Source organism: Sulfitobacter faviae (genome assembly GCF_029870955.1).
GTDB classification, from domain to species: domain Bacteria; phylum Pseudomonadota; class Alphaproteobacteria; order Rhodobacterales; family Rhodobacteraceae; genus Sulfitobacter; species Sulfitobacter faviae.
In genome coordinates, this window is the sequence record NZ_PGFQ01000001.1 from 1,976,605 (window position 1) to 1,989,148 (window position 12,544).

A 12,544-nucleotide genomic window follows, 5' to 3' on the forward strand; every position below is an offset into this window, starting at 1 on the left:
GTACTCAAGGCCGATCTCGCCGCGCAGGGTCTTGCTCAGATGCCGGGAATAGATCGCATCCACGGTCAGCCGCGTGCTGTCGTTGATCCGGTCGCGGGTGTATTCCGCGCCGAAGGCGATGTCGCTGCGCCGGTCGATCTCTTCGCCATAGCTCAGACGAACCTGCGTGGTGCCGGGGCGTGCCAGCCCACCCTGAGCGTAGAAATCGCGGCCCGTGTGGATCGCCTCGAAAGCGAAGTGGCGGGTTTCAGTCTTCAGCTCATAGGACAGGCGCGCAGCGTTGTCCTTGTCGCCCATGGCGTTCTCCGACCGGGCCACCTCGGCCTCCCACAGCCCGCCTTGGCGGTCTTCGTGCTGGAGGTAGGCAGAGTGCATCCGCTGGCGGGCCGCGTTGCCCAAGGGGCGTCGGCATGGACCGCACGGGCGCCGACAGAGGTCCGCTCGGACAGGGCATAGTTCACCTCGCCTCCGTAGAGCCAATAGGCCTCGGCGCCCTCGGCCTCGACCTCATAGGTCACGCGGATCGACACGGGGTTGCCGTCAAGGTCGAACTGGCGCACCGGGCTGTCGAAAGTGATGGTGTTGCGGAAGAAGTCGAGCAGATAGTCGGTGCCGCGCAGCAGGGGCGTGGCCGACAGGATATCGCCGCCCTCTTCGTCCCGCACGAGGATCTCCACCCGTTCGGAGCCTTGCACATAGCCGCTCAGGTCAAGGTCATAGGGGCCAGAGACACCGCGCCCGCGGATTTCCTGAATCTGCTGCTCCTGCGCCGTCCGGGCGGCGAAGACGGTGACCGAGACGCGGTCGTTCTCCCAATGGCCCTTGGCGCCGGTGGCGACACGTTGCAGGCCGCCCAGTTTCAGCGCGCTCGCCTCGGGCGCGATGGCAATATCGCCGTAGAGCACATAGGAACGGCCTTTCTCCACTTTCACGAAGAGGTTGGACGAAGATTGCGCATCGGCCCCGCGTTCGGAATTGTCGCCGTAGACGGGGTAATATTCCTCACCCCGGATGTCGCGGAACAGGCTGTCTTCGGTGTCCCGGTCCGAGCTGTAGCGCAGGGTCAGCAGGGCATCGCCACGGATCACCCCTTTGAGGTAAAGCTCACCCCGGATCCCGGTGGTGGTGTCCTCGAAGGCGCTGATACGGTCTTCTTCGATAACATTGCCCGCATCTCCGCTCAGCGAAACCGCGCCTTCGATCACACCGATCAGCACACGTTCGTTCAGGTCGGGGGTGAAGGTCACCCGCGCCTCGGCCTCGCCAAAGGAGGAGCGCACGGTGATCAGATCGGGGCCGGAGGCCTGCGGCGGGATCAGGTTGAAGGTCGCCTCGCCATTGTCGAGATAGGCCTGCACGCCGGGCGCGCTGCTGCGGATGTCGGTCACATCCCAAAGCGACCGGCGAGCGGCGAGGGTCACGGTGCCCGATGCGGGCACCGGGCGGCCCCCGGCGTCAAGCACGCGTACCACGACCGGCACCACCGAGGCGGGATTGGCCGAAGCGGTTTCCGGCATCAGGATCTCGATCCGGGCAGGTTTGCCGGGGGCGGTCAGGCGCAGCTCTTTGCGGACGCGTTCGATGCCGAATCCGTCACGGCCCACCAGTGTCAGCACATTCTCGCCCGAGGCCAGTTTCACGGCCACATATTCCAGCGCCTGCACATTGTTTTTCGCCAGATTGGTGCGTTCGCCCACCCGGTCGCCGCCCAGCTCGCGCCCGTTCACCAAAAGCGACAGCGTGAGATCGGCCTTGCCCTTGATCCGGATGTTCTGCGTGGCGCGGGTGACAGACGTGTCTTCGGCAAAGTCGACAAAGCCCGGCGCGCTATCGAGGTTCTGGATCATGCTGTCGAGCGATTGACGCTGGGCCGAGGCACGGGCCGCTTGCGCGACAGAGGAAGGTTCTTGTCCGGCCTCTTCGCTTTGTGCCGCGATCATGCCGGGGGTCAGCTGGGTGGTGGTGGCGATGCCAGCCTCACCGCGCACGGAGCGGGTGCTGCTGCGCTGGCCGTCGATCGGCAGATCGGCTGAATTCATGCCGGGGGTCTGACGTTTGCCGGCGAAATGGTCGCGGCGTTTGCCGACTTCCTCAAGCGCTTCGGGGGTGCATTGGGCCACGGCAAAGTTCTCGGTCCGCAACTCGCCCTTCTTCAGCGGCACGATGCGCGAGCCACCCCGGCGCAGATCGTTGGTGCGGGTCACCTGCACCGCGGTTCCGGCGGGAAGGGTTTCGGGCTGCACGAGGAAGGCATGTGTCACCGGGCGCATGCCGTTGAGCGAATAGGCGCCATTGATATCGGTCACCACAAAGAGCCCTTCCTGGGTCACGATGCGCACACCGGGAATGCCGGGTTCATCCTCAACGCGGTCGCGCAGACCGTTGCCGTTGCAATCCATGAAGACGGCGCCCAGCACGGTGCCTTGGCGCGCAAAGACACCGCCCGAATTGTCGAGCCGGACCATAGCGCGCGCGGTCTGCGATTGTTGCAGCGTCCCGGTGCCCGCTTGGCGGCCCGACAGGATGGCGGTGTTCTCGTTGCGGCCTTCGCGGGCGGCGGCAGAGAATTGCATCACATAGGACAGCTCATGGCTCGACAGCGGCTCAAGCATGCCCACGTCAAAGCGCAGATCGCCATTGCCGATCTCTTGCGGGTCGTCCAGCGGCTCTCCGTTGAGAGTCACCGTGCCGGGCACGAAGTTCACACCATAGGCGGGCCGGTCGAGGATTTCGCCGCCGATCAGCGCTTGGTGCATGTTGTTGGTGAAGCTCAGCGTGTAGGTGACGAATTCACCGTGACCCACGCGGTCGAGGTCGGCGGCTTTGTCCAGCGCCAGCGGCGTGCCATAATTCGGATCAACCGGGATGTCGGAGACGAACAATGCGCCGCCGGCGTGACTGAACGCGCGGCCCCAACCGGCATCCATCACCCTGCGGCCCATACCGGCATAGTCCAGACGCGCGGAGGGGAAGATCCATGCGGGCGCGTCCATCACGGCATAGCGGTAGTCGCCTTCGGGCATTTCGGAGAAGGTGAAAAAGCCGCGCTGGTCGGTCTGGGTGCGGGCCATTTCGTTGCCCGAACGGGCATCGACAAGCGCCACCGCCACGCCGTCAATCGGGGCGTTGGTGACGGAGTTGAACAGAAAGTTGCCGGGGTTGATCATCAGATCGTCCTCAAGCACCGCGCTGTCGCAAGACGCCGTCGCGATGAAGCTATCGCCAAAGTCGGTGGCCATGACCTGATCCCCGGCAACGGCGGGCGACATCTGCGCCATCGGCAGGGCGGGGGTGAGGAAGACACCGGTGTTGGCCCCGGTCTCGGTCGCGATGATGGTTTCCACATCGCCGGTCAGCATGCTTCGGATGGTCACCGCCGTGCTGTCGACTTCGGTGCTGATGTTGCAGGCGCCCGAGGTGAGGCGCAGGCGGGTGTCGCTGCCCGGCGTGCCATAGGGCTGGTCCGCGCCGGTCTCAGGGTGTTCAAAGACCAAGGTGCCGACCGTCTCTGTATCGCGGTCATAGACCACGGTGTTAGAGGCCAAGAGCAGGGTGCTTTCTTGGTTGTTGTAAAAGGCCGAGGCGGTGTTCTGCACCTCTACCTTGCCCAAGTCGGCAGGCACGCGCACCGAGAAGCTGGGATCGGTCGCATGGCCGACGGCGTAGTCGCCCTCATGAAAGAAGGCCACCGCATCCACGTCATGGGAAAGCCCGGCTGGGGCGACGCTGACGTAGTGGTGGTCGGGCGCGCCGCGCATGTGAACCAGCGCGGTCATGGTGCCCGAATCCTGCACCGCGTGGAACACGGTGTTCAGCGGGATCGCATCGCGCAGCAAGACACCGGTCCGGGGGTGCCATCGATCACGATCGGCTGGCCTTCGACCTCGGGGTAGCCGAAGGCGTCCCGCTCGGAATCGTTGCGCAGCCGCAGGGTGTAGGTGATGAGCGCGCCCTCGTCATTCTCGGCGACGACCTGCTCTTTGGAGACTTCGAGCCCGCCTTCCTCGACCCGCGAGACACCCATAGCGTCTTCGGTCAGGTTTTGGCCATCCTCGGTCACGGCAGATGCGGTCAGCATGCTGGTGAATTGGGTGCTGACGGGGGTCTCGGCGGAGATGCGGAACTCATAGATCAGTTGCAGCCGCTCGCCCGCGGCGAGCATGAAGGGCGCGGACATGTCGAAAGCGCGGTCTTCGGTATCGATCAGGCCGTTGCCGTTCAGGTCAGGGAAAAGCGATTGGCGCGACATCATTCTGGCGCTGCCTTGCTCGCTGATACTGACCGATGTGGAAAGCGGCACGTTGCCGCTGTTGATGACGTCGAAATGGTAGCGGCCAAAGGCACCACGGGTCAGCAGAAGGTCGGAGTAGCCGGTCACTTCCAGCCCGGGAACCGCGGCGACTTCGGCCCGTACCGGGTTCGAGAAGACGCGTTCCATGATGCCAAGGGAGGTGTTGAAATAGCTGACTTCTGCCACGTTGCGGATGAAAGACCCAGCGGGGCCGGGGCGGCGGTGGCGGTCTGGGGGAAAGGCTCAGGCCCAGTGCGGAGGCGCTGATCAGGGCCAGAGCCGGGCGGGCTTTAGACATAAGGAAACTGCGCATCAGCTTGCTCCTGTTGCGATCCCTGGGAAGGGCGTGAAAAATGGGGGAGACGGAAACGGGGGGAGGAGGGGGCGCCCCCGGGAGAGCATCGCTCAGCCCGGGGGCGCCCGAGAGGTCGCTTAGTCGTCGACCCGCACGGTGAACTCTACCCGGGCGAAGCCGCCGGGAAGGATGCTGCCATGCGTGCTCGATACGTTGGTCGAGGTGACGGTGGCCGTGCTGGTGCCCGGGAACAGGCTTTCAGGGCAGGCGCCGCCACAGTCCGTGATCGCGGTATAGGCCGGGGCCGCGTCCGTGATGATCACATTGTCCGCCGCAGAGGCACCTGTGTTCTCGGCTTCGACCATGTAGCGGATGCACTGGCCGGGCTCGACATCAAGGCGCGTCTTGGTGAAGGTGCCCACGGTGCCATCGCAGCTCGCGTCGATGTACTGATACTTGCTCAGTGTGACATCGCCCGAGATGATGACCACGCGGTCTTCGACGGCGTTGTTGGTCTGGTCGATATCGGTCCCGACACCGTTCAACGTGTTGTTGATGGTGATGGTGCCGACTTCGGACACACCTTGGGTGGCTGTCGACGGCGTCTGCACACGGTAGATCAGCGAGATGCTGTCGCCCGGGGCAAGTCCGTTCACACCCGGCGAGACGCCGTCGGTCAGGTCATTGAAGTTGTCGATCACCGGTTCGGACGGATCGATCACACCGTTGCCGTTCTGATCCCAGAAGATCGCGCCGGAGAAGTTGGTCAGGCCCGATTGCGTGATCGACGCTTCGGTGATGGCCACGTTCCCTTCGTTCGAGATGGTGTGGAGGATGTCCACGATACCACCCGGCGAAGCCTGCGCGCTTTGGTCTTCGATGATCTTCACGTCATAGATTTCATTGACCGTGACTTGGTTGACGATCCGGTCACCTTGACCCGAGACGGAAGAGACGACCGCGACGTCGACCAGCGTGTCACCCGGCAGAGCGCCATCGGCGGGCGTGATCACGGCGCGGATGGCCTGCGATGCGCCTGCGGGGATGGTGCCGGTGTTCGACACGATCGATCCGTCGGGCAGTTGGAACTCAACCGTCCAGCCTGCGGGCAGGGCCTGATCCAGCGACAGGTTGAAGCTGTCCGAGGTGGGGCCGTTGTTTTCGACCAGCATCTCGAAGACAACCGGTGCGCCCGGGTCTGTCGACTGGGTGACCCATGGGTTGCCACCGTTCGTCGGTGCCGCGCCATCGCCTTCGGAACCGACGACGGCGTTCTCAAGATCGACCGAAGCCGCAAGAACCGCGCCGGTGAATTCGGCAGTCGACACATCGCTGACGCCGGAGTTGTCCGAGGTCGTTGTGATGACGGCGGTGTAGTTGGTGGTGGCGGTTGGTGCGACATCGGTTGGCAATGTGGTGATCAAGGTCACCTTGGCGCTGTCACCGATACCCAAGGGACCGACAGAGCCGACCACCGGTGTGATACCGTCGGCGCCCACAAAGCGGAAGGTGGTGCCAGCCGGGAAGTCGCCATTGGCCACGTCGAGGGTCAGGCTGTCCGGGCTGTTGGAGAGGTTGGTCAGCACGAATTCCTGACGGATTGTGCCGCCCTGATAGACATCGCCGGATTCCGTGACGACATCGTTGTTGGCCGCGTCATCGTCGGTGGCCGAGGCAATCGCCGGGTTGGCCGTGCCGTTGGAGTTGATCGCCGTATCAGCAACCGCCACCGCATATTGGTTGTCCACGGTGACAGAGGCGGTGTTCGATGGCGGGAAGGCCACGCCGTCAACGTCCTGGGTCGCCACGTTGGTAATGATGCCCGCATTGGCGGTATCCGCGATCACGGCACGGAAGGTCACCTCACCCGAGCGGCCAGAACCGACAGAGGAGATCAGGAAGTTGACGTTCTGCGCGTCGTCATAGTCCCACGCGATGGTTTCGCCAGAGCCGTTTGTCGCGTCGACGACGGTGGAGCCGTTGTCATCGTCCAGCGGTGTGGCAGAGTCAGACCAGCGGGCCGAGCCGGGCACATAGGTCAGGCGGCCATCGAGCACGTCCTGCACAGAGTAGCTGTTGGCCGCGGCCAGACCGGTGCTGGAGTAGGTCAGCGTGATCGTTACCGTATCGCCCGCGTCGATGATATTGGGGTTGCCGCCCGAAGCCGGGTCCGCCGTCATCGATTTGACCAACTCGACAATCGCGTCGTTGGAGATTGTCAGCGTGTCCGTATTGGTGCTCAGCACGGTGCCGTCGAGGGTCGAGGCCGCCGTGACGGTGATCGTGTCGGAACCGGTCGCCGTGGAGGCGACGGAGGCTTCGATCACGATGCCGAACTGCTCACCGGGGGCGAGGGTCGGGGTCTCGGTCAGCGGGGTGGCGCTATCGGCCACGCCGTCCATGTTGGCGTCGGGGTAGAAAACCAGCTGCGAGGTGTCGAGCGTGCCGGTGTCGGTTTCCACTGCCGTCAGCGCAAAGGCATCCGGGCCGTTACCATCGTTGGTGATGATGTGCGGCAGGAACGCCTTACCGCCGGGGGCGATGGTTTCGGTGTTGTCAGAGGTCAGGGTGACGCCGGCAACTTGCTGAACGACTGTCTCAACGGTGTTGGAGGTTACCGTGATCGTGTCGCCCGCGGCATTGGTATAGGTCGCCACGGCTTGGTTGCCGATGACAGAGCCCGCTTCGGGCGCCGCGAAAGCGACAGTGCCGATCACGGCGGTCAGAGCAACGGCGCTTACGGAGCGCAGGAAGGTTGTTTGGTGTTTCACGTTAATATTCCCTAGTTCTATAGTAGTTGGAGAGAGAGTGGAGAGAGAGAGGCGCCGGGATTAGTTCAGGCGCACGCGGTAGCTGTTGAAGGCGGAATCGCCTGCTTCGAGCGGTTCGGAGAGGGTCCAGCGCACGGCGGCGACAGCCTCTTCAGGGAGCGGCTCTTCGGTCATGTTGCCATCGGCATCGACGACCTTGCGGATGGCGGGAACGGTGGACCATTCCAGCCCTTCCTGTTCGGGGTCCATCTCGGCCTGGACTTCAAAGACCGCGGCGACAGAGGTCACTTCGGCGCCCAATGTGATAGAGACGCCCTCGGGGACCGGTGCGGCGATGACGAGCCCTTCCATGGCGCCGTCGGTCATGTTCTGGTGGCGCAGCTCATAAGAAATGACTTCGCCCGGGCGGACCGTCTCACGCTCAACGAGGACTTCTTCGCCCTCGGCATTGGTTTCCACCACGCGGAAGGAGAATTCGCTCGTGAGCGCGTCGGCGGCAGCCGCGAAACCCGCGAGCGACAAAGCCGTACTCGTGATGAGTGTCTTGGACAATTGGGAGATATGGATACGCATCTAGTAGTTCCCTTGTTGGCCGGTGAAGAGCCGGCGATTGCAATGAACGGACACGCTCATTGCGTTGTCCTGTTCTCATCTTCGGGGAACCGGATACCGATATCATCTGAGCGAACGGTTAACTCGCTGAGCCTGTGGTCAGGCGCTTAACCGAAAGGATAGGTGGCCCTATCAGGTCGCGCCGCGGCCTATCATTTGGCGCGGAAATGGGGCCGGGCGCGGGCTCCGCAGATGGTTAATTTTGCTGGGAAAATGGGGCTTCCGAATCTTTGATTCGATGCGGGCCGTCATAGGCCGAACGCAAAAACGCCCGCGCGGGGCGGGCGATTATGGTTTACGCTCAGAGGGGAGACGGGGGGCGCTACAGGGTGCGCGCTGGGCCGATGCCGGGGGTGGTTCAGGGGTGTGAAACGGGCCTCAAACGAAGCCCGCATCGCGCGCAATGATCGCCGCATCGGTACGATTCTTTGCGTCCAGTTTTCGGCAAAGTGTTTTGACATGCAGTTTGATCGTCACTTCCTGCAGATCGAGGTCGCGGGCGATCTCTTTGTTAGACTGCGCGTTCATCAATCCGCGCAGCACTTGGCGCTCCCGCTCGGACAGGGATTTCTCGAAATCCGTCTCTTCGGGATTGTCCTTGCCCGACATGAAGGTGACCGGGGCATAGGTCTCTCCCGCCGCCATGAAACGCACCGCGTTGACCAGTGACTTGGCGGGCAGCGTCTTGGGCAGAAAGCCGATCGCCCCCATTTCGAGCGCCTGTTCGGCAATGAGCCGAGTGGCGGTGCCGGAAATCAGCCCGACCGGGCGACCCTCATTGATATCAAGAACGGTTTGCAGACCCTGCAAGCCCTTCATGCCGGGCATTGTATAATCCAGCAGCACCAGGTCGTAGGGCGGCTCTGATTTGATCTTGTCCAGCGCTCCGGCCAGATCGCTCGCCGCTTCGGTGACGGTGGCCCCATCCGCATCAAGAAACATGGCGATGGTCTCTCGGACCATGTCGTGATCATCGGCAATTAAAATACGCAAAGACATAATAGATCTCCTGAAGCCAAAATGGCCGGCGTTCTTTAATTGGTAGAGTGTGCCCGTTTCAAAAGAAAGATGAAAGCCCAAGGGGGGGGGGCAAAGGCATGCGCCGCTATCCTTTGGTATGGCAATGCGGGCCGCGCGGGGACAGGCGCACCTATCCTTTGGTATAGGGGGGATGCGCTTCTGCGCCTTCGCGCCTGTCATTCGGGCAGGGTATGGTCAGGTCACAACGCCAGATAAGGAAATTTGACATGACCTTTCAGTACCTCAGCAAGACCATCACCGCGGCCGCCCTCTCTCTGGGTCTTGCGTCGGCGGTTGCCGCCCAAGACGAAGAGGCCGTGCTCGAAGTGACGCTGGCCGAGGAAACCCATAGCTTCACCCTCTCAGATCTCAAATCCATGCCTGTCTCTAGCTTTGAGACGACGACGATCTGGACCGATGGCACGCAGGCATTCGAAGGTGTGTCGCTGAAGGACCTGTTTGAGACGCTGAACGTCGAAGAGGGCACCATCACCGCGACGGCGATCAATGATTATGCGGTGGAAATCCCGATGTCCGACGCGGTCGAAGACGGGCCGATCATCGCCTACCATACCAATGGAGAGGAGATGTCGCGCCGGGACAAGGGGCCGCTTTGGGTGGTCTACCCCTATGACAGCGACATCGCCTATCAGACGGAACTGGTCTACAGCCGGTCGATCTGGCAGCTTGACCGAATTCGTGTCGAGTAACTGGTAATGGCGCAGAGGGCTTGGATGAACGACGCAGGAAAATTCGGGCCCGCGCGCGCAAGAAGCCGACAGGTCTTGATGCTTATCCTCGTGCTGGGGATGAGCATCGCCGCCTATCTGGCCTATAACGTCTGGGACCGGATTCAGGCGCTCGACAGTGCGCAGCAAGACCACGCTGAATGGGTCTTTACGCAGATCGAGATCGAATTTCTCAAGACCGACCGCGCCTTGGCGCAGGCGAAATCCGCCACGCCCGAGGCGCTGGACGAGTTCCGCAAAAGGTTCGACATCTTTTATAGCCGCGTTCTGTTGGCCGAACGGGTGCGCAACAACGCAAAGGCCAAACCGAAAATCCGTGAGTTGCGGGCTCTGCTGGATGGGTTCCTGCCCGCGATCGACGGCTCTGATGCCGACCTGATCGCGGCATTGGACGATATCGACGCCATGTTGCGCAGCATCGAAGACGTGCCCCGCGAGATTGCCCTCGCCTCCATCGCCATTGCCAGCGAGATGTCCCAAAACGAACGCCATGAGATCGTGCGGCTGATCGAGGTGATGGCGGCGATCGTCTTGATCGTCACCCTTGCCTTGGTCGGGGCGGTCTATCGCCTCTCGCGGCAAGCCAGCCGGTTGAACCGCACTTCGCAACTGGTCGAGGAAAACCACCTGCGTCTTGCGACCACCCTTCAGGCATCGCTCGACGCCATCGTCGTCATCAATGAGCGGGGGGAGATCGAAGATTTCAACGGCTCCGCCGAAGAGATCTTCGGCATCACCCATGAGGCGGCGGTGGGCAGGGACTATATCAGCCTGCTGATCCCCCCGGCCGACCGCATGGTGCACCGCGAAAGGCTTGAAAGGTTCCGTCGCACCGGCGAGACCGAGGTCGCCGACAAGGGCCGCCGCGAGTTTGAGATGATCGACCACGCCGGGCGCATTTTCCCGGTCGAGATGTCCGTGTCGCAATCGCCGATGGGGCATGGGTCGCTCTTTATCGCCTATATTCGGGACATCACCGAAAAGCGCCTTCGCGAGGCCGAGATCATCGCCGCGCGGGATGAAGCGCTTGACGCCTATCAGGAAAAATCGCGTTTCTTCGCCATGATGAGCCATGAGATGCGTACGCCGCTCAATGGTGTGATCTCGGCCCTGCAACTGCTGCAAGATGACCGGCTTGATGATGAGCAAAAGCGCTATCTCGATGCGGCGATGACCTCGGGTGAGATTTTGTTGGGCCATATCAATGACGTGCTGGCCATTGAGCGCAGTGAGGCGGGAACTTATGAACAGGTGCGTCAGACCTGTGACATGACCGTGCTGATGGCGGGAATCATCAACACGATGGACCCTCTGGCCGAGGCCGGGGGCACCCGGCTGCATCTTGATCTGACCCAGTTAGACGACAAGGCCATCGTTACGGACCCGCGGGCGATCCAGCAGATTTTGGTGAACCTTTTAAGCAACGCGATCAAGTTCAGCCCCGGCGGCGATGTGACCCTGCGCGGGTGGTTCGCGAAATCCGCGGGCAAGGGGGAAGCGTTCCACCTGCAGGTCGAAGATGACGGCTCCGGCATTCCGGCGGGGATATTGACCGTATTTTCGAAGATTTTGTCTCGCTCGACAGCCGCTATGAGCGCCGCACCGGGGGCACCGGTCTGGGGCTTGGGATCGTGCGCCGTCTGGTCAAACGTCTGGGGGGTGAGATCACCTGCGAGTCGACGGTGGGGGAGGGGACATGTTTCACCCTGCGCCTGCCCGTAGAGCTTGCTGATCTGGCCGAGATCGACTGCGATGCGGCCCCCGACCCGCAAAAGCGCGCCGAACCCGCGGCGGCCCAGCGGCTCAACCTTCTGCTGGTGGACGACAATGAAATCAACCGCGAGCTGATCAAGGCGATGCTTGAGAAGATTGGCCATGACGTCACCCTCGCCACCGGCGGGCGCGAGGCGATCGAACTGGCCGAAGACGCGCCCTTCGATGCGATCCTGATGGACATCTCCATGCCTGAGGTGAACGGCATTCAGGCGACCAAGGCGATTCTCTCCGGCGAGGGCCCCAACCGCGAAACGCCGATCATCGCCGTGACCGCCCATGCCATGCCGAAAGAACGGGCGGAGTTCAGCGCCGTCGGAATGTCGGGGTTCATGCAAAAGCCGCTGGATATGAAGGTGCTGCGCGCCAAGCTGCGCGAGCTTTCGGGGCGCGCGGTGATACCGGAGCAGGCTCTGCCCGAGCGTTTGGCCAGCGCGCAGTCATCGGTACAGGCGAAATCCGCGAAACGGCCCCTGTTGAACGAACAACAAATCGCAGATTTGCTCGACCTGCTGGGTGCGGAGAAACTGCGCGAGCGGGTGGAAAAGCTCGACCAACAAGTCGCGACCGATCTGCCCGACCTGATGGCAGCCGATGCTCTGCCTGACCTACAGGCCCGCGCCCATGCCATGGCCGGGATGTGCGGCATGCTCGGCGCCGACCGGCTGCACGGCCTGCTCAAAGAGATCGAGACCGCCTGCAAGACCGACAAGGACGAAGAGGCGCGCGCGCTGGCTGAGGCTTTGCCCGCCACCTGCGACGCGACGCTGGCGGCGATGAAGGCGCAGCTTGACCTCTGACAAGTCTGCTTGGGCGGGGCGGCGGAAACCTATCCTTAAGACTAGTCCGATTATACCCCCGCCCAGATGCAACGATGCGAGGCGCGACCTATAGTTAGTTATGCCCGTCGATAGACGGGTCTGCACGAAGGCGTCATTGACCAGACCAATGACCGCGTCCCAAGCTGGCAACCGGTTCATTTCGACCGTTTCGCCTGAAAATATGCTTCGCGACGCGGGCCTTCTCGGGAGCT

Annotated in this window: 7 protein-coding genes and 1 pseudogene; 3 read left to right on the top strand and 5 right to left on the bottom strand. The window is 62.6% G+C overall.

The features are described from left to right. Window positions 1-254: 254 nt before the first annotated feature. The 5 genes from CUR85_RS10265 to CUR85_RS10285 all read right to left on the bottom strand — a co-directional run bounded on the left by CUR85_RS10265 (window position 255) and on the right by CUR85_RS10285 (window position 8,968). Window positions 255-3,836 carry a hypothetical protein gene (locus tag CUR85_RS10265; protein ID WP_280322622.1) on the bottom strand — a complete coding sequence of 1,194 codons (3,582 nt, stop codon included), beginning with the start codon at window positions 3,834-3,836 and terminating at the stop codon, window positions 255-257. Then, window positions 3,812-4,438: a hypothetical protein gene (locus tag CUR85_RS10270; protein ID WP_280322623.1), complete on the bottom strand. Its 627-nt coding sequence runs from the start codon at window positions 4,436-4,438 to the stop codon at window positions 3,812-3,814. Before CUR85_RS10270 ends, CUR85_RS10265 begins: the two co-directional genes overlap by 25 nt. A 285-nt stretch (window positions 4,439-4,723) precedes the next feature. Then, window positions 4,724-7,357, bottom strand: a complete 2,634-nt coding sequence (locus CUR85_RS10275) for a beta strand repeat-containing protein (RefSeq protein WP_067263981.1) — start codon at window positions 7,355-7,357, stop codon at window positions 4,724-4,726. 60 nt (window positions 7,358-7,417) lie between these two features. Further along, the gene (locus tag CUR85_RS10280) at window positions 7,418-7,930 is read right to left on the bottom strand and encodes a hypothetical protein (RefSeq protein WP_067263978.1); all 513 of its coding nucleotides are present in this window, start codon (window positions 7,928-7,930) and stop codon (window positions 7,418-7,420) included. 417 nt (window positions 7,931-8,347) lie between these two features. Next, entirely contained in the window at window positions 8,348-8,968 is a 621-nt protein-coding gene (locus CUR85_RS10285; RefSeq protein ID WP_067267389.1) for a response regulator transcription factor, read from the bottom strand. A gap of 248 nt (window positions 8,969-9,216) precedes the next feature. On the opposite strand from CUR85_RS10285, the gene CUR85_RS10290 reads away from it, so the two are divergent. The 3 genes and pseudogenes from CUR85_RS10290 to CUR85_RS20170 all read left to right on the top strand — a co-directional run bounded on the left by CUR85_RS10290 (window position 9,217) and on the right by CUR85_RS20170 (window position 12,311). After that, window positions 9,217-9,699 carry a putative pterin-binding protein gene (locus tag CUR85_RS10290; RefSeq protein ID WP_067267391.1) on the top strand — a complete coding sequence of 161 codons (483 nt, stop codon included), beginning with the start codon at window positions 9,217-9,219 and terminating at the stop codon, window positions 9,697-9,699. Window positions 9,700-10,254: 555 nt separating this feature from the next. Continuing rightward, window positions 10,255-11,211 (top strand): annotated as a pseudogene (locus CUR85_RS10295) (sensor histidine kinase); the annotation flags it as partial. 83 nt (window positions 11,212-11,294) lie between these two features. Beyond that, window positions 11,295-12,311 (top strand): ATP-binding response regulator, encoded by a 1,017-nt coding sequence (locus CUR85_RS20170; protein ID WP_343245474.1) that lies wholly within the window; start codon window positions 11,295-11,297, stop codon window positions 12,309-12,311. Window positions 12,312-12,544 lie beyond the last annotated feature (233 nt).

Coding starts and splice junctions, on each gene's coding strand:
- CUR85_RS10290 (WP_067267391.1), top strand. CDS start 9,217: ATGACCTTTCAGTACCTCAGCAAGACCATCACCGCGGCCGCCCTCTCT.
- CUR85_RS10285 (WP_067267389.1), bottom strand. CDS start 8,968: ATGTCTTTGCGTATTTTAATTGCCGATGATCACGACATGGTCCGAGAG.
- CUR85_RS10280 (WP_067263978.1), bottom strand. CDS start 7,930: ATGCGTATCCATATCTCCCAATTGTCCAAGACACTCATCACGAGTACG.
- CUR85_RS10270 (WP_280322623.1), bottom strand. CDS start 4,438: ATGGAACGCGTCTTCTCGAACCCGGTACGGGCCGAAGTCGCCGCGGTT.